Source organism: Luteibacter sp. UNCMF366Tsu5.1 (assembly GCF_900119235.1).
GTDB lineage: Bacteria > Pseudomonadota > Gammaproteobacteria > Xanthomonadales > Rhodanobacteraceae > Luteibacter > Luteibacter flocculans.
In genome coordinates this window covers 585,993-610,976 of the sequence record NZ_FPIS01000002.1, presented here as the reverse complement: position 1 = coordinate 610,976, position 24,984 = coordinate 585,993, and the positions used below count along the sequence as shown (strand labels likewise).

The window sequence follows — 24,984 nt, the reverse complement described above, 5'->3', positions numbered from 1 at the left end:
GCCGTCCCTCGCTTTGATACCCCTTCAACGGGCGGCGGCAGTTTAGCAAAAATCAAACATTTGAGCACATGCTAAATACCGCCGTTCATACTTGAGTCACGGCCATTATCAAGCCGTGAAGAGCGTCATGAACTCGTGAACGGGCATGGCGTCCAGTTTTTCAGGCGAAGCGGTGATCGCGAGGACCTTTTCCACGCGGTCGGCGGGCATCTCCGCACGCAGCGCAGCCTCGAACTTCTTGAGCAGCACGGGGATGCCTTCCGCCCGGCGCTTGCGGTGCCCGATCGGGAAATCGATCGAGACCTTTTCGGTCGATGTGCCGTCCTTGAAGAAGACCTGCACCGAATTGCCGATGTAGCGCTTTTCGGGATCGAAGTAATCCTTGGTGAATTGCTTGTTCTCGACCACGGTCATTTTCTCGCGCAATGCGTCGATGCGCGGATCGGCAGCCACGGAGTCGTTGTAATCGTCGGCCGTCAGACGCCCGAAAATAAGCGGTACGGCGACCATGTACTGGATGCAGTGGTCGCGGTCGGCGTAGTTCGCCAGCGGGCCGGTCTTGTCGATGATGCGGACGCCGGCCTCCTGGGTTTCGATGACGACCTTGTCGATCTGGTCGATGCGCGAGCCGACCTGGGGGTGCAGCTGCATGGCGCATTCCACTGCCGTCTGCGCATGGAATTCGGCCGGGAAGCTGATCTTGAACAGCACGTTCTCCATCACGTAGCTGCCGAACGGACGCTCGAATTCGAAGGCGTTGCCCTTGAAGGCGACGTCGTAATAGCCCCAGGTCTTCGCCGACAGAGCCGACGGGTAACCCACCACGTCGCGGTACACGGCGTTGATGGCGTGGGTGACGGCACGACGGCAGGCGTCGCCGGCCGCCCAGCTCTTGCGCGGACCGGTGTTCGGAGCGTGGCGGTACGTGCGCAGGGCGCCGTTGTCGATCCAGCTATGCGAGACCGCGGTCGTGATCTGGTCCTTGCCGCCCCCCAGCATCGCCGTGGTCACCGCCGTGGACGCCAGGCGAACGAGAATCACGTGGTCCTGGCCGACCCGGTTGAAGCTGTTCTTGAGGGCGTAGCAGCCCTGGATCTCGTGGGCCTTGATGGCGTAGCCAAGCACGTCGCGCACGGTGAGCGGCGCACCGCCCTCCTTCGCCGCCTTGCGCGAGAGGTAGTCGGCCACCGAAAGAATGGCGCCCAGGTTGTCCGACGGGTGACCCCACTCCGCAGCGAGCCAGGTGTCGTTGAAGTCGAGGTAGCGGATCTGGGTACCGATGGCGAAGGCGGCCTGGACCGGGTCCAGCTCGTGCGAGGTGAACGGCACGCGGACGCCGCCCGGCAGCACGGCGCCCGGCACCACGGGGCCCAGATGCTTCACGCAGTCCGGAAACTTCATGGCCAGGGCCGAACAGGCCAGCGAGTCCAGCAGCATGTAGCGCGCGGTGTCGTAGGCCTCCTGCGAGTCGATCTTGTAGTCGGCCACGTAGTTGGCGATGTCCACCAGCGGCTGGTCCGGGTCGGGACGCGTGGCGGAACGGATGTCGTGTGCGCTCATGGACTTCACTCGCGAGGGGGTTGGGAAAGCCGACGATTTTAACCGGGCGCCCCCCTCTGGTGTCTTGCCGCGGCGCAGCTCAATGGGGACAATGCGGGCTCTACCACCCGAAGGGGAGTAGTTCCGCGGGGCCGTTCCTTGGCCCCGTGCGCCACGATCGTCAGTACGGATGCCCCACGCATCCCGGTCGTCGCGGTGGCTTTGCGCCGGGAACGAGACTTTTGCGGTGACGACGGGCGCGCGTACCCGTCGCCGCCGCATTGGTCCACACAGCGCGCGAAGGGTCTCACCGCATGGATTTCCTCACTCCCGAGTTCTTTTCCGGCCTCGCCGCCATCGTCCTCCTCGACCTGGTCCTGGCGGGCGACAACGCCATCGTCATCGCGCTCGCCGCGCGCAACCTGCCGAAGAATCTCCAGAAGAAGGCCGTGTTCTGGGGAACGTTCGGTGCGATCGCGCTACGCGTCGTGCTCACCTTCGCCGTGATCTGGTTGCTGAAGCTACCCGGCCTGATGCTCGCGGGCGGCCTGCTGTTGCTGCCCATCGCCTGGAAGCTGCTAAAGCACGAGGAGCACGATCCCAACATCGCACCCGCGTCGAACTTCTGGGTGGCCATCCGCACGATCATCGTGGCGGATGCACTGATGGGCCTGGACAACGTGCTGGCCATTGCCGGTGCGGCGAAGGGCCACATGGGTCTGGTAATACTCGGCCTGGCGATCAGCGTGCCGCTGGTCGTCTGGGGCTCGACCCTGATCCTGAAGCTCATCGAGCGCTTCCCGATCGTCATCTACATCGGTGCCGGCGCGATCGCCTGGACCGCCGCGCGCATGATCGCTCACGATCACCTGGTGGCGCCGTGGTTCGAAGCGCGCCCGTGGGCGCCGTGGGCGCTGGACGTGCTGCTGGTGCTGGGCATCTGCGGCGGCGGCTGGCTGTGGGCGCGTCGAGCGCGCCGTCGGTCGGCACAGGCTTGATGGCGAGGGCCTCACTCGGCTCATCCCCCGCGTTTGGCGTCTAAGCCAACGGTCGCCGACGCAGACAACGCCGTGGTGAGACGCCGGAACTCCCCCCTCAAAGAAAAGGGCCGCCTCGCGGCGGCCCTCCTGGACTTCCCCCGAACAGCGGGAATCAGAAACGGAAGCGCACGTAGGCCGCGGGACCGTGGAGCTTCATGTCGAGGTTGAGGTCGTAGCGGCTCTTGTCCTGATTGAGCTTGATGCGGGTGTAGGCGTATTCGGCGCCAAAGCCCACGTTCTGCCACGGGAACCACTCGACGCCGACGGCAGCGTCCCAGATATGGCCGTTGAGCGAGCCGCCATTCTTCTTCACGCCCGAGGCATTGACGTACATGCGCCACTGGTCGTTGAACGCATGGCGCCAGCCCAACTGCAGGTTCGGCGCCCAGGCGTTGGTGTTGGTCGACGCGCCGTCGGAGACGGTCTGTCCTGCTGCCGAGGCCGTGCCGTAGATGCTGGCTTCGACCTTGTAGTAAGCGGCACCCAGGCCGACGCCGAACACATCGTTGCCCGTACCGAACCACCACTTGTACGCCGCGCTGCCGAAGGTGAACTTCAGGTCACCCTTGACGTACGCGTCGGCCTGAATCGGGTTGCCGAGGAAGTTGATCTGATCGGACAGCGACTTCGAATGCGAGCGATCGACCTGGTAGTAATCGAAGGTGAAGCCCTGGTGCTCGCCGATCAGGAAGTCGAGGCGCACGCGCGGCACCGTCTTGTGCTTCTTGAAGTCGAGATCGTCTTCGAGATTGACGTCGCCGCTGGTGTTGAGGACACCGGTCTTCGCGCCGATCGTCGTGTCGTTGTTGGTGTAGTAACCACCCACCCACAGGCTGATGTTATCCAGCGCCGGCGACTGGGACTTCTTGTTGCTGCTGTCCTGCGCATGCGCAGTGGCACCAAAGACGGCAAGAGAAGCAATGGCCAAGCCCGTGGCGACCTTGGCGTGACGATGTGGACGAGTGCGCATTGATAAAACTCCCTGCAAAGTATTTGTGTTGTACCCCCGAGCGAAATCTTAACGAGCCCTTACGTGTTTGTTACGTGCACGGGAACCCGCGCGCGTTTCAAACGAAAGCGCCGGCATACGGTGAAGCGTTCGTGAAATAGCGCGCAGAGCGCGTCAGAGCGTGATGGGCAGCCGCACGGTGACCGTCGTATCGGGCGTATCGCGCGTGATGCCGACGCCTAGCGTGACGTTCAACGTTTCCTTGTCGTTGAAGCGATACGAACCACCGATCAGCAGCGATCCCAGTGTGGATCGCGCCGACGCAGCCAAGGGATGGCCGTTCTGCGTCATGCGAGCAACGAAGGCCTGGTCGTAACCGATGCTGATCGATGCCTTCTCGTTGAGTGACAAGCCCATGCCGATGCTGATGTCCGCGATGTCGCCGGCCTTGATGTCGCCGAGGAACTGTTTTCCCGAAGCAAGCACGTTACGGCTGACGTTCTTGCGTTCGAAGTTGTGCAGATAGCTGAGGTTGCCGAAGAACACGACGGGGTCGGACGGATACAACCAGGTCACGCCGAGTTGCGCGGAGTAGAAGCCGGAGCCGGTCGGGTTGCGCAACGGCAGACCCGTGCCGGTGAGGTTCTCGACGCAACGCGTCACGCAGTCGCTGGTGACTTCGAAGGGATCGCGACCGGTGCGCGACTTGGCACGAAACCAGCCGATGTAATACGGCTTGTCCGCGCCGCCGTCGTTGATCTGGTAGCGCAAGGTCGCCTCGATATCGCCGAGACCCTTGCCACTCGTCGTGAACAACCGATCCTGCGCGGTGCCCGTGAAGATCTCGCGGCTGATCGTGTCGGTATGCGTATCCACGTACGGAATGCGCACCTCCACTTCCATGCGATTGGTCAATCCATAACGGAACGCCACCGCGCCCGTCTGCGTGGTGGTCTTCACCTGGCGGACATCCACCAGACCGATGAGGATCGCGGGAATCACCGTGTAGCCCACAAGGGCAACGCGATCGCTGGAGGAATAGCCGTACTGGTACGACGGTTCGACGATGAGGCGGCCGCGCGGCGTGAGGACGCCGGGCTGGTCGAAGATGGGTGCGACTTCCGGCGGACGCTCGTCCTGTTCGGGCCGACGACCCACGGGCTGGGTAGCGACCACGGGTGCAGTCACCCCAGGCGATGGCGCACCCGGTGGCGGCGCCGATGGCGTTTCCTGTGCCGGGTCCGCCTGCGCACGCGGATCGGCGAGTGCTGCCGAGCCACCGCGCGCCTGCTCCAGCGCGCCGAGCCCGATCGCTTGACGTAGATCGTTGTATTGCCGCTCCTGCACGGCGAGCTCGCGCTTCATCTGTTCCAGCTCGGCCAACTGCTCGGCCATGCGGCTGCGCATCTCGTCGATACGGCGGCCCTGCGCATCGATCTTCTCGCGCAGTACGGGATCGGTGGCGGCCGCCGACTGCGCGAGACATGCGCCGGACCATAAGGGAAGCGCGACCAGCGCCAATGCGCCAGCACATGTGCTTGCCTGGATCACCCTGCCATTGCGAACCATGCGTTAGTTCCCCCTGAACTGGATCACCGCGTCATGCACCGACTCGGCGACACGCATGCTTTCCAGCATGTGCGCCGTGTTGACCGAGGTGTCGATGGTGGTAGTGGCCGAGATGGCCTGATTGTCGAGCGAGTTCTGCACGATGAGCCCCGGCGATGTCGACGCGGGCAGCGTGGCGGTGAACGTGGGCGCCTGCGCTGTGACCGCTGGCGCCGTGTTCGGCGCGTCGGTCGGCAGCGGTGCGCTACCCGAAGTGACCGGAACGGCACCGGCCACGAGGCCTGCTCCGTTGGTGACGACGGTGGTGCGCAATGCGTCCTGCAAGGCGGTCGCCTGTTCGCGTGTGATGTTGGCGATATCGGGGACGTTGATCGTGGTGCGCATCGTCTCCATGCCGTTGATCAACACGGTGCGCTGCAGGGCGAACGAAGCGCGCAGGTTGTCGCCAAAGTCGAAGCCGCCACGAATGCGGTCCAACTGCACATCGGCGATCGCGCGTTCGGCGGGAAAGTCCGCCGCCGTCGCCGCAGCGCATGGACATCCGCTCAGGGCGGCGATCATGAGGATTCGGGTTTTCATATATCCCCCGGTCCGCGCTTGGGCATGACGATCGGCGCAAGTCCGTTCCGCTCGATGCCTTCCCCGATGGGCGCCGCGGGAGCCACGGCCCAATCGCGAGGACTGTTGAAGATGGCGCGATCGCGCCGGTTGTGAATGACGAACACGACGTGATTGGTCCACATGTCGTCGAAGCGTCGCTTCGACATGGAACGCGTTCCACGGGCGGGATCGCCCACCAGCACGCGGCCGTTCTTGTAACCCTTCACCACCACGAAGTGGTGATACCCGCGCTCGTTGATCAGCACGATGGCGGGAATGCCTTCGTCGTCGAGTCGTTCCAGCGGCACCTCGAAACCGTCAGCGTCGAAGCCCTGCGCGGCGAGGAAGCGCTTGATGTCGAGCAGCGAGAAACCTTCCTTGCCGATCTTCGCCTGGTCGCCATGCGAGAACATGACGTCGAAGGCGGACTGCTCGTCCACCGGATAACCGTACTGGTAGGTGAGCAGCGTCGCCACGGCCGCGGAGCCGCAACTGAAGTCGTACTTCTGCCGGATGGTGTTGCGGAAGCGTGCTTCCTTCAGGCTAGTCATCCGCACCGGATAGGACGTACCCGGACTCGTCTGCACCTCCGCCTTCATCGCCGAAGCGGCAGGCGTTGCCAGCAGCGAGGCGAGAGCGAGGGCGCAGGCGACCTTCACGGGTTCATCCGCACGGTGACGATGGTCGAGTTCTGGATCAGTACGTTGTTGCCGGAGTTCTGGATCACCGTGGGCAGTCCGGCGGCGTTGCCGAATGCCGTGCCCGAGACGACGTTGCCGCCGCTGACGGTGTCGCTGGCCTCGGTGTTGCTCATGGTGCCGTTGAGCGTCTGCTGATTGATGTTGTTGGTGGTGTTGGTGCCACCGGTCATGCCTTCCAGCCGCTCACTGCTCGTGGCCTGGCCGAAGGACGGCGGGGGTGGTTCGTTTCCGTCTGGCGTGGCACAGGCCACGCCGACGCTGCCGACAATCGCGAGCAGCGCGACGGCCACCTGCATTCGATGTGCACGAATCTGCCGCATGGGGTTCTCCTCAAGGTGTTCAGCCCTGCGTCGGGACGACCACGGAGCACTCGCGCTCCGTGGTCTCCTTGCCGTGACTGCCTTTACGGAGCCGAACCCACGCTCAGGTTGGCCTGGACGTTCACGCCCTGCTGGATCAACGACGCCGCGCCGCTGTTCTGCGCGAAGTTGGAGATACCGGCCGCTGCGGCACCCGCGCTGCCCATGTTGTTGGCCATGTTGAAGCTGCCGGCATCGGCATACGCCGTACCGCCCGCACCACCGGCACCGCCATCCGCGCCCGAACCCGAGCCGCCCGTTCCGGACGCACCCGCGCCACCGGCGCCACCGGCACCTCCGGCCGCCATGGCTTCACCGCCCGCGCCGCCCGTTCCGGTACCACCGGTGGCCGTGCTGGTGCCGTCGCCCGAGGTGCCCGCGCCGCCCGTGCTGGCACTGGCACCGCCGGTGCTCGCCGTCGAGCCGCCCGTCGGGGCGCCGCCGCCTGCGCCGCGCGAGCGAGCGTTGCCGCCGTCGCCGCTGGCATCCCCGCCGTTGCCGGAAGCGCGACCGCCCATGGCGGCGGTCATCGCGCCCGCGTCGCCGCTGGACGACGATCCGTCGCCACCGACCGCGCCACGCGCCCGTGCGTTACCGCCGTCGCCGCCACTTCCACCATCGCCGCCGTATCCGGTGGCGCCGTAGCCATCGCCGCCCGATCCTCCGCGTCCGCCGTTGGCATTGCCGAGGTTGCGTGCGACGTTGCCGATGCCGCTCACGCCCACGTTGCTGACGCTTCCGTTGAGCGTCGTGTACGAGACGGCGTTGGTCGTGTTGAACGATCCCGAGGTCGTGTTGGTGTTGGTGTGGGTCGAGCTGTCGGTGTAGGTCGAGCTGTCGGAATACTGGATGGCCATCGAACGGCGCTGGGCGCTCGGGCCCGAACCACCGGTCTGGGTGTCGTCAGCCATGGCCGGAAGGGCCAATCCAATACCGAGGCAGATCGCCGTGGCGATAAGAGTCTTGCGCATGGGAGATTCTCCTGTGAATGCGACGCGGAACCCCTGTTTTTTCTTGATGACCGGCGCGTCCTGCCAAACCCACCGGGTTCCATCGGGAGAGCAAATTGCGTGCCTTGCCCGTGACTTGCGGCGAGCGGCGAAATACTGCGGGTTTACGCGAACCAACGCGGTGTGGGCCGCTTCCGCGCTGTAACGGCACCGATACACGCCGTAACGCGGGTGCGGCGCTTCGCATAGGTCGCAGGAGGGCAGGTGCGAGGTCCGGCAGGGGTCGGGGGGCGGCGGCGCCCCTTGCCGTGCGCGCCGCTTGCGACGATCATTCGAACGGTCGTTTGAACCGGAGGCCTCCGTGCCCTACCCGCACCTGCTCGCCCCGCTCGACCTGGGCTTCACCACCCTGCGCAATCGCGTGCTGATGGGCTCGATGCACGTCGGCCTCGAAGACAAGGCCGCCGACTTCGACAAGCTCGCCGCCTTCTACGCCGAGCGCGCGCGTGGCGGTGTCGGCCTGATCGTCACCGGCGGCGTGGCGCCCAATATCCGCGGCTGGCTGAAACCGATGTCCGGCCGGATGTCGATGCCCTGGCACATACCCCGCCACCGCACGGTCACCCGCGCAGTGCACGCCGAGGGCGGCAAGATCTGCATGCAGATCCTGCATGCCGGCCGCTATGGCTATCACCCGCTGTCGGTCGCACCCTCGGCGGTGAAGTCACCGATCACGCCCTTCACGCCGCGGGCGCTGTCCGCGCGCGGCGTGGAACGCACCATCGATGCCTTCGTCGACAGCGCCAGGCGCGCACGCGATGCCGGCTACGACGGCGTCGAGGTCATGGGTTCGGAAGGCTATCTGATCAACCAGTTCCTCACGGCCCGCACCAACCGCCGCACCGACCGCTGGGGCGGATCGGCGGAGAACCGCATGCGCTTTCCCATCGAGATCGTGCGGCGCATGCGCGAGGCCGTCGGCAAGGACTTCATCATCATCTACCGGCTCTCGATGCTCGACCTCGTGGACGAGGCGCAGTCGTGGACCGACATCGTCACGCTCGGCAAGGCCATCGAGGCGGCAGGGGCAACGATCATCAATACCGGCATCGGTTGGCACGAAGCGCGTGTGCCCACCATCGTCACCAGCGTGCCGCGTGCGGCGTTCACCTGGGTCACACGGCGGATGAAGGGCGAGGTGTCGATCCCGCTGGTAACCACCAATCGCATCAACATGCCCGATGTCGCCGAACGCGTGTTGGCCCAGGGCGACGCGGACATGGTCTCGATGGCGCGTCCGCTTCTGGCCGATCCGGAGTGGGTGAACAAGGCACGCGCAGCGACGCCGGAGGCGATCAACACCTGCATCGCCTGCAACCAGGCGTGTCTCGATCATGTGTTCATGAACCGGCGTGCGTCGTGCCTCGTGAATCCTCGTGCCTGCCACGAAACCGAGCTGACGATCGCGCCGGCAGCGACATCACGGCGCGTTGCCGTGGTCGGCGCCGGTCCGGCGGGGCTGGCTGCAGCGACGACGCTGGCCGAGCGCGGCCATGCGGTCACGCTCTTTGACCGCGCCTCCCGTATCGGCGGCCAGTTCAACATGGCCAAGCGCATTCCGGGCAAGGAAGAATTCCACGAGACGCTGCGCTACTTCGATCACCGCCTGGATGCCACGGGCGTCGAGCGTCGGCTCGGTACCGAAGCCTCGGCGGACACGCTCGCGGAAGGCGGCTTCGATACCGTCATTCTTGCCACGGGCGTGCTGCCGCGCCCGCTCGCGATCCCGGGCGCCGATCATCCGAAGGTGCTCAGCTATCTCGACGTACTGCAAGGCGACGCGCCGGTCGGCGAAAAGGTCGCCATCATCGGCGCGGGCGGCATCGGCTTCGACGTCGCCGAGTTCCTCACCGAAGCGGTGCCCTCGCCCACCACCGATGTTGCGCGCTGGACACGCGAGTGGGGCGTGGACATGGCGATGACGAAACCCGGTGGACTGATGCCGGCCCATCCCGAGAAGCCGACGCGCCAGGTCTGGCTGTTGCAACGGACCGAGGGGCGACCGGGAGCGCGGTTGAACAAGACGTCCGGCTGGGTGCATCGCGCCACGCTGAAGAACAAGCGCGTACAGATGGTCGGTGGCGTGACCTATGAGCGCATCGACGACGAAGGGCTGCACGTGGTCGTCGAGGGCAAGCCGCAAGTGCTCCCGGTGGACAACGTGATCGTCTGCGCGGGTCAGGAGCCCAACCGCGCCCTGCACGACACCCTGCAGGCGCGCGGCATGGATGTGCGCCTCATCGGCGGCGCCGACGTGGCCGCAGAACTGGACGCGAAGCGCGCGATCGATCAGGCGACGCGCCTGGCCGCGACCCTCTGACCACCGTCCCGAGTGGGAGCCCGCTTGGTGGGAGCCCGCTTGGTGGGAGCCCGCTTGGTGGGAGCCCGCTTGGTGGGAGCCCGCTTGGTGGGAGCCCGCTTGGTGGGAGCCAGCCTGCTGGCGATGGGTGCTCGCGGAACACCCATCGCCAGCAGGCTGGCTCCCACCCGATTCATCAGCGCGGCGGCAAGAAGGCTAAGGATCGGCAATGTGGGAGCACTGTGGGAGCCGCTATAGCGGCGAGGAAACTTGCGTCACGGCTTCACCGCTCCGTCGGCTTCTCGCCGCTATAGCGGCTCCCACAGGCGTGGTGCCCTCACCGCTATAGCGGCTCCCACAGGCGTGGTTCCCCTCACCGCTATAGCAGCCCCTAATCGGACAGATCAGCGCTTTTCGATCGGCGTGTACGTCTGGTCTTCCGGGCCGGTGTAGTTCGCGCTGGGACGGATGATCTTGCCGTCCTGACGCTGCTCGATCACATGCGCGCTCCAACCGGACGTGCGCGCGATGACGAACAGCGGCGTGAACATCGCCGTCGGCACGCCCATCATGTGATACGCCGACGCCGAGTACCAATCGAGGTTCGGGAACATCTTCTTCAGTTCCCACATCAGCTTCTCGATCCGCTCCGACACTTCGAACAGCCGCGGATTGCCGCCGTCGGTGCAGAGCTTGCGCGAGATCTCCTTGATGATCTCGTTGCGCGGATCGGACACCGTGTAGACCGGATGACCGAAGCCGATGATGATTTCCTTGCGCTCGACACGCGCACGGATGTCGGCTTCCGCTTCGGCGGCATCGCGATAACGCGCAATGATTTCCATCGCCACTTCGTTCGCGCCGCCATGCTTCGGGCCACGCAGCGCGCCGATGGCACCGGTGATGGCCGAGTACATGTCCGAGCCGGTACCCGCAATGACGCGCGCGGCGAACGTGCTGGCGTTGAACTCGTGCTCGGCGTAGAGCACCAGCGAGCGATCCAGCGCGTGCGAATGCAGTTCGCTCGGCTTGCGGCCGTGAAGCACGTGCAGGAAGTGCGCGGCGATGGAATCGTCGTCGGTCTCGGTCTCGACGCGCTTGCCGTTGTGGCTGAAGTGATACCAGTACAGCAGCATGGAGCCGAAGCTCGCCATCAGCCGGTCGGCGATGTCGCGCGCGCCGGTCACGTTGTGATCGTCCTTCTCGGGCAGCACCGTGCCGAGCACGGAGGCACCGGTACGCATCACGTCCATCGGATGGGTCGCCGCGGGCAGCAGCTCCAGCGCGCTCTTCACCGGTGCCGGCAGGCCACGCAGGCGCTTCAGCTTGGCGCGATAGGCGTTCAGCTCCATCCAGTTCGGCAGCACGCCGTGCACCAGCAGGTAGGCCACTTCCTCGAACGAGCCCTTGGCGGCGAGGTCGTGGATGTCGTAGCCGCGGTAATGCAGATCGTTGCCGCTGCGGCCGACCGTGCACAGCGCGGTATTGCCCGCGGCCACGCCGGACAGCGCGACGGACTTCTTGGCCTTGGGCTGGGTGGTGGTGGTATCGCTCATCGGTGTAACTCCTTAAACCTTCTTGGAGAACAGTTCGTCGAGGTGACGTTCGTAGGCGTGGTAACCAATGCGGTCGTACAGCTCCTCGCGCGTCTGCATCGTATCGATGACGTTGCGCTGGTGGCCGTCGCGGCGGATGGCGGTGTACACGTTCTCGGCGGCCTTGTTCATGGCGCGGAACGCGGAGAGCGGATAAAGCACGATGCCGACGCCGACGCTGCCCAGTTCTTCGGTACTGAACAGCGGCGTCTGGCCGAACTCGGTGATGTTGGCGAGGATCGGCGCCTTCACGGCGTCGACGAAGCGCTTGTAGGTCGGCAGGTCGTACGCGGCCTCGGCAAAGATCGCATCCGCGCCGGCTTCGACGCAGGCGATGGCGCGCTCGATCGCAGCGTCCACGCCGTCCACGGCGATGGCGTCGGTACGCGCGATGAGGAAAAAGTCGGGATCGGTCTTCGCATCGGCGGCGGCCTTGACCCGATCGACCATCTCCCCGGCGCTGACGATCTCCTTGCCGGGCCGATGACCGCAGCGCTTCGCGCCGACCTGGTCCTCGATGTGGCAGGCCGCGGCACCAAACTTGATGAGGCTCTTCACCGTACGCGCGATATTGAACGCGCTGGGGCCGAAACCCGTGTCGATATCGACCATCAACGGCAGGTCGCAGACGTCGGTGATGCGGCGCACGTCGGTCAGCACGTCGTCGAGCGTGTTGATGCCCAGATCCGGCAGGCCGAGCGACCCGGCCGCCACGCCGCCACCGGAGAGATAGATGGCGCGGAACCCAGCGCGCTTGGCCAGCAAGGCATGGTTGGCGTTGATCGCGCCGATCACCTGCAGCGGCTGTTCAGCGGCGAGCGCTGCACGGAAACGAGCGCCGGCCGAGGGTTGCTGTGCCATGAAAGTCTCCAGGTAAAGACCGGCATTTTAGCGCACCGGACCGCCCGGGCCTTGCTGCGTCGCGGCGGAACCCGCGACGAGCGCTTCGCTACGGCGCCTGGCGGGCGCCGCAGTGCGGACCACGCGCGATCGCCCGGCGAATGTCTTCCAGCGCGTTTGGATCGTCGAGGGTCGAGAGATCACCCGGATCGGTGCCCTGCATGAGCGCCTGCAATGAGCGGCGCAGCAGTTTGCCGGAGCGGGTCTTCGGCAGCGCGGGGACCACGTATACGCAGCCTGGGCGGGCGACGCCGCCCAGCAGTTCCACGACGCGGCGCTCCATGGCCTGCGCCACGTCGCGCGGATCGTCGGTGACGCCTTGCTTCACCGTGGCGAATACCGCGGGCACCTGGCCTTTCAGCTCATCCGTGACGCCCACGACGGCTACCTCCGCCACGGCGCCTAGCGTCGCCACCGACTCCTCGATTTCGCGCGTGCCTAAACGATGACCGGCCACGTTGATGACGTCGTCGGTGCGACCGAGGATGAAGTAATACCCATCGGCATCGCGTACGGCCCAGTCGAGAGAGCTGTACAGCAGCGTCTTGAAGTGGCCGAAGTAGCTGCGCCGATAGCGCTCGTCGTCACGCCAGATGGTCGTGAGGCAACCCGGCGGCAGCGGCGGCTCGATCACCAGCACGCCTTTTTCGCCGGGCGCCTTTTCCTCGCCCGTCGCCTCGTCGATCACGCGCATGCGATAGCCGAACGTGGGGAATCCGGGCGAACCGGGTTTCACGGGCTTCAGGTCCAACCCGGGCATCAGCGACAGCGCCGGCCAGCCCGTCTCCGTCTGCCAGTAATTGTCGATCACGGTCTTGCCCGTACCCTCGCTCAACCATGCATAGGTCGGCTGGTCCAGGGGTTCGCCGGCAAGAAAGATCCACTTCAATGCCGACAGATCGTATTTTTTCAGCCACTCGGCGTCCTGCTTCTTCAGCACGCGGATACCCGTCGGCGACGAGAACATGGTGCGTGCGCCGTAGGTCTCGCACAGCCGCCACCAGATGCCCGGATCGGGCCCCGTCGGTAGCCCTTCGTAGAGAATGGCCGTGCAGCCGCCAATGAGCGGGCCATACACGTTGTACGAATGGCCGACGGCCCAACCGACGTCGGAGGTGCAAAGGATGGTCTGCCCCGGTTGCAGGTCGAAGATGGTGGTCATGGACAGCGCCAATGCCACCGCGTAGCCGCCGACGTCGCGTTGCACGCCTTTGGGTCGACCGGTCGTGCCCGAGGTGTAGAGCAGATAGCTCGGTTCGTTCGATTCCAGCCAGGTGACCGGCACGTGTGCGTCCGCGTGCTTCGCGCGAAGCGTTGCGTAATCGACGTCGCGTCCCGGCACCGTGTCCATGTCGAGATCGAGCCCGCGTCGCACGATCAGCACACGCGGTGGCGGTGCCTTGGCCTCGCGCAGCGCGGCATCCACCAGCGGTTTGTACGGAATCACCTTGCCGCCACGCATGCCGGCATCGGCGCAGATCAACAGCGCGGGCTCCGCATCGTCGATGCGCAGCGCGAGGTTGTGCGCGGCGAAGCCGCCGAAGACCACGGAATGGATAGCACCAAGACGCGCGCAGGCAAGCATCGCGAACACGGCTTCCGCAATGTTCGGCATATAGATGACCACACGGTCACCCTTGCCCACGCCAAGCTCCTGCAACGACGCGGCAAACGTGTTCACCTCGCGATGCAGCTCGCGGTAGGTGATCTCGCGGGTGATCCCGGTTTCGGTCGACACCGCCACGATGGCGAGCTGATCGGGGCGCGCATCGAGGTGACGATCGATGGCGTTATGGCAGAGGTTGGTGGTGCCTCCGACGAACCAGCGGCGAAACGGCGGCTCGCTGTCGTCGAGGATGCGCTGTGGCGACGTGTCCCAGTGGATCAGCCGCGCCTGCTCGCCCCAGAACGCTTCGGGTTCGTCGACGGAACGCCGCCACGCGGTTTCGTAGTCCATGCTCAGGCCTTCGGGTGGGACCGTCCGAGAGTATGTGAGGTGCCGACCGAGTGCCTCTGGACGATGGTCGAAACCGCGGGACCTCCGTCAGGCGAAGGCCCCGCGGATACGCCGTTTATTTCCCCTGCCCCGGCCGCGCCACGCCGTACATCGCCCAGGCGATCTTCTTGAGCAGAGCCTGGCGGTCGTCACCCTCGGTATAGAGATCGAAGTGCGTCTTGCCGGGGAAGAACTGGATGTCGCTCTTCGCGTGCAGACCGTCGAGGGTTTCTTTCAGCAACCGCGCGGAACCATCGAGGTAGAAGGTATCGGCGGTACCGACGAACAGATGGATCTTGCCGTCGAGGTCGGGTTTCAACGCCGGCCACTGCGTGCGCAGCCGCTGCGCGATGTCGTAGTGCGCGCGCCAGTACGCCGCCACGTCGGGATCGACCGCGCCGGTGTCCCGGTTGAACATCGGCTGCGGGCGGCCATCCTTGCCACGCGGCGAGAAGACCCACTCGAACGACGCGAGCTGGCCGCCGTAAGGCCCGAGCACGCGTTCGAGCTTGGCGAACGTCTCGAAGGTGGCGATGACCTTGCCCTTGTCGCGAACCAGAGGATTGGCCGAGCCGTCGGGTTTCTTATAGGCGTTGGCATTCGGCGCGTAGATGTCGATGCCGGTGAAGTCGCGGAAGTCGCTCGGATCGGGCGACGTGGACCAGGTACCGCCGAAGACCGTCGGGTAGCGGGTCTGCAACCACAGCGTGGCCCAGCCGCCCGACGAGTGACCATTGAGGAAACGACCGCTCGGCTTGGCATCCATCCGGTAGCGGCCTTCCAGCCAGGGGATGTACTCCGTGGTCAGTGCCTGGCCCCAGGGCCCGTTGTTCACCGAATCGGCGAATTCGTGCGTGCCCGTCGGGCCGGACTCGTCGAGCAGTACCCAGATCATCGGCGGGATCTCTTTCTTCGTCATCGCCGTCCACAGGTACGTCATGGTGGGGGCGAAGCGGTCGAAGCCGCCGCCGAAGCCGTGGGTCAGATACACCGTGGGATAGCGCGTGCTGCCGTTGGCATCGTAGCCGGGCGGCGTGACCACCCAGGCGCGAATCGAGAGCGGGCGGCCGGCAAATGCGGTGAGCAACGGACTTTCCAGCACCTCTGCATGGGCATGCTGGCGCGCTTCGGGAAGCGCGTCGCGCAGGGCCTGCGGCACGGAGGGCGGGAGCACCCAGGGATCCTTGGCCGGCACGCTCTTGCTGAGCTTGATCGTCGGCACGCTCGCGCCGGGCGACAGCTTCACCGGCGTCACCTCGCTGACGAGGTCGCCCGCGTGACGGCCGCTGTAGTTGTAGTCGTGGTTGACGTCGAGCACGGCCTGGAACAGGTAATCGCCCGGCGGCAAGGCGGAGAACCCGGCCGGGAACGCCTCGCCGTCCGCATCCAGGTCGACCGACTGGCCGGGCGCGATCCAGCTCACCTCGCGTGCCGCCACGGACACCGCCTTAGGCTGGAACGGATTGGTGTCGACGGCATCGATCTTGCCGTCCTTGGCGTCGGCCGCGGGCATCGCGAACAGCAGCAAGCGGCCGGATGTGCCCTTGTCGACCGCACCGTCGAGGGTCACGCGCACGATGCGGTGCGCCAGCGGCGCGTCGTCCGCATGGGTCGCGGCAGCGCCCCCGGCGAGGAAGGCAAACAGCAGGGCCGCGCGGGCCGGCGAGCTTTTCATCGGAAGTCCCCTTATCGAGCCGCGGCGCGCGGCGTGGCAACATGGCCGATCCTGCCACGAGACTAGGAGCGAACGGAATGGACGCGGAGTGGATCAGCCGGCATGCGCTGTCGATCTGGGCGGTGCTGCTGGCGCTGGCACTCGTCGGCACCGACCTCGCCTGGCGACGCGCCGTGCGGCGCCGCGAGGGCCAGGATGCCGCTGCGCGCCGCCTGCTTCGACCGGTGACCGTGATCGCGGTGGTGGTCGCCACCCTGACGATCGCCGCAGCGATCGCAGTCGAGGTACGCGAAGCGGCCGGTCTTACCGTCTTCGATGCCGCGCTCGCGCAGGACCTCCGTTCCAACATGCCGCTCCCGGCGTTGCGGGTGATCGCGCTGCTCACGCATGCCGGCGATCCCCTCGTGGTCGGCGTCGCCACGCTGATCGTTTTCGTGGCTCTTCTTTGGCGGCGCCACGTCCGGCTCGCCGCGATGTGGATCGCGGCGTTGGTAGGTACGGCGCTCATCAATAGCGCATTGAAGGCATGGTTCCAGCGCGAAAGGCCGCTGCACGATCACGGCTTCATCATCGAACGCAGCTACAGCTTCCCCAGCGGGCACGCCTCGGGATCGATGGTCTTCTACGGCATGCTCGCTTACGTATTGCTGGTGCTGGCACCGCCCCGGTGGCATCGCGCGATCGTGGTCGCAGCGGTCGCCATGATCACGCTGGTGGGCATCAGCCGCATCCTGCTTCAGGTGCATTATTTCAGCGACGTGATGGCCGGCTACGCGACTGGCCTCGCCTGGGTCACGCTCTGTGCCGGCAGCGCGGAGTACGTCCGCCTGCGCGAGGGACGCCGCGCTACGACGTAATTTCATGCGGGCATGACGGCGCGAATGGTTCCTTGTGACGCATGAGCCACGCATCCTCCTTCGCCATCGTCATGAACGCCGGGTCCGGCAAGCAGTCCGCTGAGGAGGCTCGGCAGACGATTGCCGCCGTCCTCGACGCGGCCGGACGCCCCTATCGCTTCTTCCTGATCGACGGCGATCGAGACATCGTGACCGTGGTCCGCGACGCTGCGGCCCACGCCAAGGCGACCGGCGCCGCACTGGTCGCAGCGGGTGGCGACGGCACGATCAACTGCGTCGCTTCCGCCGCCTGGGCGGACGATCTGGTCATGGGGGTGCTGCCGCAGGGCACGTTCAACTTCGTGGGCCGCACTCATGGCATCCCGCTGGACGCGCGGGAAGCGACCGAGGCGCTGGTGCGCGCGACGCCGTGCGACACGCAGATCGGCATGGTCAACGACCGCGTGTTCCTCGTGAACGGTAGCCTGGGCCTTTACCCGCAGGTACTGGAAGATCGCGAGGCGTGGAAGCAGCGTTTCGGTCGGCACCGCATCGTGGCCCTGTGGTCCGGGCTGGCGACCATGATGCGCGGCTATCGCCCGCTGCGTATCGAAGTGAGCGACGGCGAGCGCACTCGCCAAGTTCGCACGCCCACGTTGTTCGTAGGCAACAACGCACTGCAGCTGGAAAAGATCGGGCTCGACGAGGCCGAGGCCGTGCATCGCAACGAAGGATGGCTCGCGGGTCTGGTGCTGAAGCCGATCGGCAGACTCACGATGCTCGGACTGATCCTTCGCGGCGCACTGGGCAAGCTGGGTGAAGCCGAGAACGCAGTGAGCTTCGCGTTCCGCGAAATCACCGTACAGCCGAAGCATCACCATCATGCGATCAAGGTGGCGGTGGACGGCGAGATCGTCTGGCTCAAGCCGCCGATCGTGTTTCGCGCCGCCCCGCGCCCGCTTCGTCTGCTCACCGATCGCGTACGTCAACCGGGGGAGGACCCGGGTTGAGCCTGGTCGTCCAGATCTCCGATCCGCATTTCGGGACCGAGCGTGCGGAAGTGGTCGACGCACTGCGCACGTCGATCCGCGCATTGCAGCCCGAACTGGTGATTCTCTCGGGCGACGTGACCCAGCGCGCACGGCGTGCGCAGTTCGCTGCCGCGCGACACTTCGTCGATACGCTCGAACGGCCGTGGCTTGCCATACCGGGCAATCACGACGTGCCGCTGCTCAATCTCGTCGCGCGGGCGTTCGATCCCTTTGGAGGCTATCGTCGAGCCTTCGGCACCGACCTCGAACCGATCTTCACCGCCCCCCGCCTGCTGGTCATCGGCGTCAACACGGTGCGTGCCACCCGGCACAAGAACGGCGAAGTGTCCGACGCGCAGATTGCGCGGGTGTGCGAGCGGCTGCGACAGGCAGACCGCGATCAACTGCGCATCGTGGTGACGCACCAGCCGGTGCATGTGATCCGCGACAAGGACATCGCCAACCTCCTCATCCACCGCGAGCCAGCGATCGTCGCCTGGGCCGAGGCGGGAGCCGACCTCGTGCTCGGCGGCCATATCCATCTACCCTACGTCCGACCCCTGGACAACGAGACGCGTCGGCTCGCTCGGCCTTTGTGGTCGGTGCAGGCGGGTACCGCCGTGTCGTCGCGCATCCGCGAGGGGATCAGCAATTCCTTCCATGTCATTCGGCACGAACCCGATCGCGGCGTCGCGACGGTCGAACAGTGGGACTATGACGAAGGCCGCCGGCAGTTCGATGCCGGGCAGATGACAACCATCCCGTTGCAGCGATAGAGCCTACACGTACTGCATCTTGCGGCTCATGCCGCCATCCACGGTGATGTTCTGACCGGTGATGAAGCCGGCTTGCGACGACAGCAGGAAGACCGCGAGCGCGCCGATGTCCGGCGGCACACCCACTCTTCCCACAGGGTGCTGCGCATGATCGGCCGCACTCAGCTTCGGCGTCTTTCGCGCCGACGGCTTCTTCCAGTCATCCACCGCAATCCAGCCTGGGTTGATCGCGTTGATGCGCACCGGACCGGCACTGATCGCGAGCGCGTGGGTCAAAGCCACGATGCCGCCCTTGCTCGCGGCATACGCTTCCGTGTCGGGCTCGGACTGATGCGCCCGCGACGAGGCGATGTTGACGATCGCGCCGTTGCTTTTCTTCAACGACGGCAACGCGTGCTTGCTGCACAGGAAGGCACCGCCGAGATTGGTGTCGAGGCGGCGTTTCCACTCCGACGCATCCAGCGCGTCCAGCGGCCCGGTTTCCGGGTCCGCGATGCCCGCGTTGTTGACCAGACCGTCGATCCGTCCGAAGCGACGTAGCGCCGCCGCGACGAATGCCTTCACGTTCGCTTCCCGCGAAACATCGAGACGCCGGAACATCGCACGATCCGGAACGTTCCATTCCTCAAGGCAGGCGTGTCCGGCTTCGACATCCAGATCGCCAATCACCACGTTGCCGCCCGCTTCGAGCACCGCCTGCGCGATGCCCTTGCCGATGCCTTGAGCGCCACCGGTCACGAGCACGACCTTGCCGGGCCATTCGCGGGCCGGCGGCGCGGGAACCGGCGAAGCGCGTTTCGGTGCGGGCATGGGTGTCTCCTTGGCGATGGCAGGCATGCTCCACGGGATCGCGTCGACGCAACGTCATGCCGGACGGTAATAGTCGACCTCACGGTAGCGTCGTGCGTACAGGCCAAAGGCCAGCGCGGCCAGTGCCGCGAACGCGGCGAAGAAGAACATCTGGAACGCTGCGCTGCCGATGCCGGTGCTGGCTATGCCGGAGAGTACGGCGTCGTTGCGCACGCCCGCATTCGCCAGCAGCACCCAGAGATTGCCCACCGTGACGCTGAGCGTCCAGAAACTCATCAACGTGCCTTTCATCGACGGGGGTGCCTGGCTGTAGGCGAACTCTAGGCCGGTGGCCGAGACGAGCACCTCGCCCATGGTGAGGAACGAATACGGCACGAGCTGCCAGGCGATGGACACGGCGTCGCCGCCGTCGATAGCCAACTGAATCGCTCCCACGATGACCCACGCCACCGCGGACAGCACGATGCCCGTCGTCATACGACGCAGCGCCGTCGGTTCGATGCCGGCACGCCTCAGCAGCGGAAAGACGACGAGATTGTTGAACGGGATGAACAGCAGCACGAGAGCCGGATTGACGGCCTGCATCTGCGCAGGATGCAGCCATTCCGGTGCGGCCATCGTGTTGGCCTGCAGGACCCAGGTCGACGCCTTCTGATCGAACAGCGACCAGAACGGCGTGACCAGCGCGAAGACCAGCAGCACGCGAAGCACCGCACCCACGGCATCGATGGCGTCGTCGGGATGCCTGCCGCGTGCCCGCTCCAACTGCATGCGCGCACCGATGCCCAGGCCGCCCAGCACGCATACGAAAGCGAGACAGAACGAAGCGACCACGCCGAGGGACGGCACCAGCGCGAAGGCAGCCACGGCGAGCACCAAGGCGACGCACGCGACGACGAGGCCCGGCCTGCCCTGCCCCGGCGCCTGCGCGAACAGCGCCGTGCATACGACTTTGAGGAATCCATGCGGATCGCCCTGCGTCGGCGGCAGCATCACGTAGTGACGGCGACCGCTCCAGAACACGGCCGTCGCCACGAACATCAGCACACCAGGAATACCGAACGCCACCGCGGCGCCGTAGTGGCGCAGGAAATACGGCATCAGCAACGACGCGAAGAACGAGCCGACGTTGATCATCCAGTAGAACGCGTCGAAGACGACTTTCGCGAGCTTGCGGTTGCTCTCGTCGAACTGGTCGCCCACGAAGGCGGACACGCAGGGTTTGATGCCGCCCGCCCCGAGCGCGATCAGCGCCAGCCCCGTGTAGAAGCCGGCCACGCTGTGCTCGAAGATCGCGAGAAATGCGTGCCCCACGCAATAGAGCAGGCTCAGCCAGAGCACCGTGCGGTACTTGCCGAGCCAGCGGTCCGCCAGCCAACCGCCGAGCAAGGGAAAGAAGTACACGCCAATGACGAAGGTATGGAACACATCCTTCGCCGCGCCGGGCCGCTCGGCCTCGGGCAGGTACATCAGCAGCGACGTAAGCAAAAACGGCGTGAGGATGTTCCGCATGCCGTAGAAACTGAAGCGCTCGCAGCCCTCGTTGCCGACGATGTACGGAATCTGCCGGGGCAGACGGACGGGTGGCGCGGCCGTATCGGAAGCAGTCATGCGGATGCCGGAGCGGAAGGGAACCGCAGGATCCTAAACGAAACGCTCAGCCCGACCGCGCTACCCTCCTCGCATGCCACCACGCGGAACGACCATGTATCCCATCTCCACCGGCCTCATCGGCTATGGCACGGCTGGCGCCGTCTTCCATGCACCGCTCATTGCCGCTGCCGAAGGTCTGCGGCTGGCCGCCATCGGCAGCCGGCGTGTCGAGGAGATCCGGCGCGATTTTCCGGAGGCGCGCGCTTACGAAAATCCTCAAGATCTAATCGCCGACCCCGCCATCGAACTCGTGGCGATCGCCACACCCAACGACAGTCACGCCGCGCTGGCGCGGGCGGCGCTGGAAGCGGGCAAGCACGTGGTGGTGGACAAGCCGTTCACCCTCGACGCCGCCGAAGCCGATGCACTGATCGCGCTGGCGGCACGCGTGAATCGACAGTTGTCGGTTTTTCACAATCGGCGCTGGGACAACGACTTCCTCACCGTGCGCCGTCTTGTCGAGGATGGTCGTCTCGGCGAGGTCGCCTATTACGAAGCGCACTTCGATCGCTTCCGCCCCGAGATCAAGCAAGGCTGGCGGGAAACGGAGACGCCGGGCTCAGGGCTGCTTTACGACCTGGGCGCGCATCTGATCGATCAGGCCCTCGTGTTGTTCGGCCTGCCGCAGGCGATCACCGCGGACGTGACGCGACAGCGCGCCTCCGCCAGGACCGACGACTATTTCCACCTCGTGCTCGATTACGGGCGGCGACGCGCCGTGCTCCATGCCTCGGTGCTCGTGCGCGATCCGGGACCGCGCTTCCTGGTGCACGGCGACGGCGGCAGTTTCGTGAAGTACGGCATCGATGGTCAGGAAGCCGCCTTGCGCGAAGGGCAGCGCCCCGGCAGCGACGGCTGGGGCGAGGACACGCCGGCTCTGTTTGGCCGCTTCACCGACGCCGACGGCAGCGTCGCCCTGATCGACACGCTGCCGGGCCGCTACACCGCGTTCTACGAAGGCGTTGCGGCGGCGTTGCGCGGCGAGGCCCCCCTACCCGTCCAAGCGCACGAAGCACGCGACGTCATCCGCGTGATCGAGGCCGCGCAGGTCAGCGCGAAGGAACGCCACACCGTCCCCCTGTCTTAACCCTCCGGGAAGTCAGTTGCCGGTGGCGACGCCACGCGAGGGATCGCTCACCCAGCCGCTCCACGACGGTGCGTAAAGGCGGGAGCCGCACAACCCGGCATATTCCATGGCGAGCAGGTTATGGCACGCCGTGACACCGGAGCCGCACATATGCACGACGTCGGTCGGCTCGTGCGGACCGATGACGTGATGAAAGGCGCGGCGCAGATCCTCGGGCGACAGGAAACGGCCGTCCGCATCGAGGTTGTCGGCGAACGGCCGGTTGCGCGCACCGGGCACATGGCCGGCGACGGGATCGAGGGGCTCGACCTCGCCACGGAAGCGTGGCGCAGCGCGCGCATCGAGGAGCACCAAGCGCCCACTGGCGACGCCTTCCGCCAGTTCGTCGGCGCTTACCGTACCCGCCGCATCGAAGGTCACGTGCACCGCCGTCGGCTCGCGCACGGGCACGACGTTATCGGTGGGGAAGCCTGCCGCTTGCCACGCAGGCCAGCCACCGTCGAGCACGGCGACGTTGTCGATGCCGGCAAGGCGCGCCAGCCACCAGAAGCGTGCTGCCGCAAGCGACCCACCGGCCGCGTCATAGACCACCACCTGCAGATCGGGCCGCCATCCGGCCTGACCCAACCACGCGGAGAACGTGGAGGCCGACGGCAGCGGATGGCGTCCGCGGCCGTTCGACGGCGTGCCCATGTCCGCCAGATCGCGGTCAAGGTCCGCTCGCACGGCACCGGGGATGTGCGAGAGCGCGTAGTCCTGATCGCCCTTGCCGGGATCGCGGCCGCCGGGCTGGTTGAGATCGAAGCGCGCGTCCACAAAGAGGACGTCGTGTGCGGGAAGGTGCGCGGCCGTAGCCGCATCGATCAGCGTGCGCGAAATCAGCATGGGTGTCCCATCCGCTTGAGCAGGTTGAACAGGATGGCCGCCGTGACGCCCCAGATGCGGTAACCCGCATGGAGGAATTCGACCATGTCGCGGTCATGGCCGCGGAATTCCATCGTGTAGCGCCGCAGGTTCGCGGGTTCGAGGAAAAAGGAGAACGGCACTTCGAAGACCTCGGCCACTTCGCCGGGATCGGGCCGGAGCGGCGCATCCGCCGCCACGCGCGCCACGACCGGCGTCACCGCATAGCCGCTGATCGTCTCGAAGACGTCGAGGAAGCCAAGCGGCGTGACCTTGTCTGCGGTGAGTCCGATTTCCTCGTGGCTTTCGCGCAAGGCGGCGGCGACCACATCCACATCGTCAGGCTCGACACGCCCGCCCGGAAACGCCACCTGCCCCGCGTGCTGTTGCAAGGTGTCGGTGCGCAGGGTCAGCAGCACGTTCTGCTCGCGGTCGTCGCGGATACCGATCAAGACGGCAGCGGGACGCCGCGGCCCCTTGCCGATCAACTCGGCCATGTCGGTGTGGTTCCACCCGCGCGGCCCCGGTGGCGCATCGAGCGGGAGCAGCGCACCGCGGAGCCTCGCCAGCATCTCGTCCATCAGGCGCCCTGCCGGCGTGGCAGGATCTCGTCCATGATCCAGAGCTTCTGCGCGTCGTCCATCGTCGACCACCGCGCAATCTCATCGCCGGTGCGCAGGCAGCCCATGCAAAGGCCCCGGGCGTCAAGCCGGCAGACACCCGTGCAGGGCGAGAGAGGAAGCTGGGAGGAGGAAGCGATAACCATACCGTCGGTCATTCTAGCGCCGACAATGGTCACGCCGCCGACTACGGGACGATGCCCATCAGCTCGATTTCGAACACCAGCGCCTCGTTCGGTCCGATACGCGGCAATTCGCCACGTTCGCCGTAGGCCAGTTGGGGCGGGATGACCACCTTCCAGCGATCGCCGACATGCATGCGCGGGATCACGTCCTGCCAGCCCGGGATGACCCGGTTCACGGTAAAGGTCACCGGCTTGCCATGGGCGTACGAGCTGTCGAATTCCGTGCCGTCGATCAGCGCACCACGGTAATTGACCACGACGGTACTGGTGACCTGCGCCTGTGGACCGGTGCCCTTGGCGAGCACGGCGTACTGGATGCCCGACGGCAGCGTGACCACCCCGGACCGGGTGCGATTGCGCGCGAGGAAGTCGGCGCTGCGCTTCGCATTCGCCGCCGCGACACGGCGGAACTCCACCGCGGAATCGCGCTGCACCTTTGCGTCGAAGTTGACGAGCTGCTGCTGCATCACGTCGATGGATACACCCGGCGGACGCTTCGCGTAGCCATCCTGCAGCGCCTTCACAAGGACCGCGATATCCACGTCCGGCTGCGCGCTGTTGGCGAACTGCGTACCGATCTGGTAGCCGATCGCATAGGAGAGCTTGGTCTTGTCGATCGCCGGTGCGCCCGACACAGGTGCCGTCGACGCCGACTGCGCGCCCACCGCCGCAAACGGCAGCGACAGGGCAGCGAACATGACCAGGAAACGCAAGGGTGACATCCCGTTCTCCGTGAACCCGGAACCATGGGCGTGCGTGGAGAATACCATCGGCAGGCGCCCCGCCCGTTCGCCATCAGACGCCACGAGCGGGGTAAAGGTTCCCCTGCTGCTACCATCCCGCTCCCTGAG

General features: G+C 66.0%; 21 protein-coding genes and 1 pseudogene. 6 read left to right on the top strand and 16 right to left on the bottom strand.

Annotation, left to right across the window (positions count from 1 at the left end):
* Positions 1-108: 108 nt before the first annotated feature.
* On the bottom strand, positions 109-1,560 hold the full coding sequence (locus tag BT115_RS11985; RefSeq protein ID WP_072322816.1) for a bifunctional 2-methylcitrate dehydratase/aconitate hydratase: 1,452 nt from the start codon (positions 1,558-1,560) through the stop codon (positions 109-111).
* Positions 1,561-1,853: 293 nt separating this feature from the next.
* Here BT115_RS11985 and BT115_RS11980 point away from each other — a divergent pair, with 293 nt between their 5' ends.
* Positions 1,854-2,537 carry a TerC family protein gene (locus tag BT115_RS11980; RefSeq protein WP_072322815.1) on the top strand — a complete coding sequence of 228 codons (684 nt, stop codon included), beginning with the start codon at positions 1,854-1,856 and terminating at the stop codon, positions 2,535-2,537.
* A 154-nt stretch (positions 2,538-2,691) separates the two neighbouring features.
* Here the strand turns inward: BT115_RS11980 and BT115_RS11975 are convergent, their stop codons facing one another.
* The 6 genes from BT115_RS11975 to BT115_RS11950 form a co-directional block, all read right to left on the bottom strand.
* Positions 2,692-3,549, bottom strand: coding sequence for an outer membrane protein (locus BT115_RS11975; RefSeq protein WP_072322814.1), 858 nt, complete (start codon positions 3,547-3,549; stop codon positions 2,692-2,694).
* Positions 3,550-3,702: 153 nt separating this feature from the next.
* On the bottom strand, positions 3,703-5,097 hold the full coding sequence (locus BT115_RS11970) for an acetate kinase (protein WP_143144544.1): 1,395 nt from the start codon (positions 5,095-5,097) through the stop codon (positions 3,703-3,705).
* A gap of 3 nt (positions 5,098-5,100) precedes the next feature.
* Complete coding sequence (locus tag BT115_RS11965; RefSeq protein WP_143144543.1) at positions 5,101-5,676, bottom strand: hypothetical protein; 576 nt, start codon at positions 5,674-5,676, stop codon at positions 5,101-5,103.
* Positions 5,673-6,356, bottom strand: coding sequence for a C39 family peptidase (locus BT115_RS11960; RefSeq protein ID WP_072322812.1), 684 nt, complete (start codon positions 6,354-6,356; stop codon positions 5,673-5,675). Before BT115_RS11960 ends, BT115_RS11965 begins: the two co-directional genes overlap by 4 nt.
* A complete protein-coding gene (locus tag BT115_RS18955) occupies positions 6,353-6,718 on the bottom strand; it encodes a hypothetical protein (RefSeq protein ID WP_255369414.1) in 366 nt (121 codons plus the stop codon). The genes BT115_RS11960 and BT115_RS18955 overlap by 4 nt, the downstream gene beginning before the upstream one ends.
* Before the next feature lie 83 nt (positions 6,719-6,801).
* On the bottom strand, positions 6,802-7,728 hold the full coding sequence (locus tag BT115_RS11950) for a hypothetical protein (protein WP_072322811.1): 927 nt from the start codon (positions 7,726-7,728) through the stop codon (positions 6,802-6,804).
* Between the two features lie 340 nt (positions 7,729-8,068).
* Here BT115_RS11950 and BT115_RS11945 point away from each other — a divergent pair, with 340 nt between their 5' ends.
* Entirely contained in the window at positions 8,069-10,087 is a 2,019-nt protein-coding gene (locus BT115_RS11945) for an NADPH-dependent 2,4-dienoyl-CoA reductase (RefSeq protein ID WP_072322810.1), read from the top strand.
* A gap of 383 nt (positions 10,088-10,470) precedes the next feature.
* Here the strand turns inward: BT115_RS11945 and prpC are convergent, their stop codons facing one another.
* The 4 genes from prpC to BT115_RS11920 form a co-directional block, all read right to left on the bottom strand.
* Positions 10,471-11,622 carry a bifunctional 2-methylcitrate synthase/citrate synthase gene (gene prpC, locus BT115_RS11935; protein WP_072322808.1) on the bottom strand — a complete coding sequence of 384 codons (1,152 nt, stop codon included), beginning with the start codon at positions 11,620-11,622 and terminating at the stop codon, positions 10,471-10,473.
* Between the two features lie 12 nt (positions 11,623-11,634).
* Positions 11,635-12,522, bottom strand: coding sequence for a methylisocitrate lyase (gene prpB / locus BT115_RS11930; protein WP_072322807.1), 888 nt, complete (start codon positions 12,520-12,522; stop codon positions 11,635-11,637).
* Positions 12,523-12,610: 88 nt separating this feature from the next.
* A complete protein-coding gene (prpE, locus tag BT115_RS11925; protein ID WP_072322806.1) occupies positions 12,611-14,518 on the bottom strand; it encodes a propionate--CoA ligase in 1,908 nt (635 codons plus the stop codon).
* 115 nt (positions 14,519-14,633) lie between these two features.
* On the bottom strand, positions 14,634-16,232 hold the full coding sequence (locus BT115_RS11920; protein WP_083527430.1) for an alpha/beta hydrolase: 1,599 nt from the start codon (positions 16,230-16,232) through the stop codon (positions 14,634-14,636).
* A gap of 41 nt (positions 16,233-16,273) precedes the next feature.
* On the opposite strand from BT115_RS11920, the gene BT115_RS11915 reads away from it, so the two are divergent.
* Genes BT115_RS11915 through BT115_RS11905 form a run of 3 tightly spaced genes read left to right on the top strand, consistent with a single transcriptional unit; the run spans position 16,274 to position 18,875 of the window.
* Positions 16,274-17,089, top strand: coding sequence for a phosphatase PAP2 family protein (locus BT115_RS11915; protein ID WP_255369413.1), 816 nt, complete (start codon positions 16,274-16,276; stop codon positions 17,087-17,089).
* 41 nt (positions 17,090-17,130) lie between these two features.
* Positions 17,131-18,078, top strand: a complete 948-nt coding sequence (locus BT115_RS11910) for a diacylglycerol/lipid kinase family protein (RefSeq protein WP_072322804.1) — start codon at positions 17,131-17,133, stop codon at positions 18,076-18,078.
* Positions 18,075-18,875 carry a metallophosphoesterase family protein gene (locus BT115_RS11905; protein ID WP_072322803.1) on the top strand — a complete coding sequence of 267 codons (801 nt, stop codon included), beginning with the start codon at positions 18,075-18,077 and terminating at the stop codon, positions 18,873-18,875. The genes BT115_RS11910 and BT115_RS11905 overlap by 4 nt, the downstream gene beginning before the upstream one ends.
* 3 nt (positions 18,876-18,878) lie before the next feature.
* Here the strand turns inward: BT115_RS11905 and BT115_RS11900 are convergent, their stop codons facing one another.
* Together BT115_RS11900 and BT115_RS11895 are read right to left on the bottom strand one after the other, a co-directional pair.
* On the bottom strand, positions 18,879-19,685 hold the full coding sequence (locus BT115_RS11900) for a glucose 1-dehydrogenase (RefSeq protein ID WP_072322802.1): 807 nt from the start codon (positions 19,683-19,685) through the stop codon (positions 18,879-18,881).
* A gap of 54 nt (positions 19,686-19,739) precedes the next feature.
* Positions 19,740-21,296 carry a POT-type proton-dependent oligopeptide transporter gene (locus tag BT115_RS11895; RefSeq protein ID WP_072322801.1) on the bottom strand — a complete coding sequence of 519 codons (1,557 nt, stop codon included), beginning with the start codon at positions 21,294-21,296 and terminating at the stop codon, positions 19,740-19,742.
* A 94-nt stretch (positions 21,297-21,390) separates the two neighbouring features.
* On the opposite strand from BT115_RS11895, the gene BT115_RS11890 reads away from it, so the two are divergent.
* Complete coding sequence (locus BT115_RS11890) at positions 21,391-22,425, top strand: oxidoreductase (RefSeq protein ID WP_072322800.1); 1,035 nt, start codon at positions 21,391-21,393, stop codon at positions 22,423-22,425.
* Between the two features lie 12 nt (positions 22,426-22,437).
* On the opposite strand, the gene BT115_RS11885 is transcribed toward BT115_RS11890, so the two are convergent.
* From BT115_RS11885 to BT115_RS11870, 3 genes and pseudogenes are all read right to left on the bottom strand, one after another.
* Positions 22,438-23,310 (bottom strand): sulfurtransferase, encoded by an 873-nt coding sequence (locus BT115_RS11885; RefSeq protein ID WP_072322799.1) that lies wholly within the window; start codon positions 23,308-23,310, stop codon positions 22,438-22,440.
* Positions 23,304-24,106, bottom strand: a pseudogene (locus BT115_RS11880) (CoA pyrophosphatase). Before BT115_RS11880 ends, BT115_RS11885 begins: the two are co-directional and overlap by 7 nt.
* Positions 24,107-24,135: 29 nt before the next feature.
* Positions 24,136-24,855: an FKBP-type peptidyl-prolyl cis-trans isomerase gene (locus BT115_RS11870; RefSeq protein WP_072322797.1), complete on the bottom strand. Its 720-nt coding sequence runs from the start codon at positions 24,853-24,855 to the stop codon at positions 24,136-24,138.
* Between the last annotated feature and the right edge of the window lie 129 nt (positions 24,856-24,984).

What these genes read in the sequence shown, in the direction of transcription:
- BT115_RS11870 (WP_072322797.1), bottom strand. Translation starts at nt 24,855, where the DNA reads ATGTCACCCTTGCGTTTCCTGGTCATGTTCGCTGCCCTGTCGCTGCCG.
- BT115_RS11915 (WP_255369413.1), top strand. Translation starts at nt 16,274, where the DNA reads ATGGCCGATCCTGCCACGAGACTAGGAGCGAACGGAATGGACGCGGAG.
- prpC (WP_072322808.1), bottom strand. Translation starts at nt 11,622, where the DNA reads ATGAGCGATACCACCACCACCCAGCCCAAGGCCAAGAAGTCCGTCGCG.
- BT115_RS11965 (WP_143144543.1), bottom strand. Translation starts at nt 5,676, where the DNA reads ATGAAAACCCGAATCCTCATGATCGCCGCCCTGAGCGGATGTCCATGC.
- BT115_RS11910 (WP_072322804.1), top strand. Translation starts at nt 17,131, where the DNA reads ATGAGCCACGCATCCTCCTTCGCCATCGTCATGAACGCCGGGTCCGGC.
- BT115_RS11890 (WP_072322800.1), top strand. Translation starts at nt 21,391, where the DNA reads ATGTATCCCATCTCCACCGGCCTCATCGGCTATGGCACGGCTGGCGCC.
- BT115_RS11885 (WP_072322799.1), bottom strand. Translation starts at nt 23,310, where the DNA reads ATGCTGATTTCGCGCACGCTGATCGATGCGGCTACGGCCGCGCACCTT.
- BT115_RS11895 (WP_072322801.1), bottom strand. Translation starts at nt 21,296, where the DNA reads ATGACTGCTTCCGATACGGCCGCGCCACCCGTCCGTCTGCCCCGGCAG.
- BT115_RS18955 (WP_255369414.1), bottom strand. Translation starts at nt 6,718, where the DNA reads ATGCGGCAGATTCGTGCACATCGAATGCAGGTGGCCGTCGCGCTGCTC.
- BT115_RS11985 (WP_072322816.1), bottom strand. Translation starts at nt 1,560, where the DNA reads ATGAGCGCACACGACATCCGTTCCGCCACGCGTCCCGACCCGGACCAG.
- prpE (WP_072322806.1), bottom strand. Translation starts at nt 14,518, where the DNA reads ATGGACTACGAAACCGCGTGGCGGCGTTCCGTCGACGAACCCGAAGCG.
- BT115_RS11920 (WP_083527430.1), bottom strand. Translation starts at nt 16,232, where the DNA reads ATGAAAAGCTCGCCGGCCCGCGCGGCCCTGCTGTTTGCCTTCCTCGCC.
- BT115_RS11900 (WP_072322802.1), bottom strand. Translation starts at nt 19,685, where the DNA reads ATGCCCGCACCGAAACGCGCTTCGCCGGTTCCCGCGCCGCCGGCCCGC.
- BT115_RS11975 (WP_072322814.1), bottom strand. Translation starts at nt 3,549, where the DNA reads ATGCGCACTCGTCCACATCGTCACGCCAAGGTCGCCACGGGCTTGGCC.
- BT115_RS11980 (WP_072322815.1), top strand. Translation starts at nt 1,854, where the DNA reads ATGGATTTCCTCACTCCCGAGTTCTTTTCCGGCCTCGCCGCCATCGTC.
- BT115_RS11970 (WP_143144544.1), bottom strand. Translation starts at nt 5,097, where the DNA reads ATGGTTCGCAATGGCAGGGTGATCCAGGCAAGCACATGTGCTGGCGCA.
- prpB (WP_072322807.1), bottom strand. Translation starts at nt 12,522, where the DNA reads ATGGCACAGCAACCCTCGGCCGGCGCTCGTTTCCGTGCAGCGCTCGCC.
- BT115_RS11950 (WP_072322811.1), bottom strand. Translation starts at nt 7,728, where the DNA reads ATGCGCAAGACTCTTATCGCCACGGCGATCTGCCTCGGTATTGGATTG.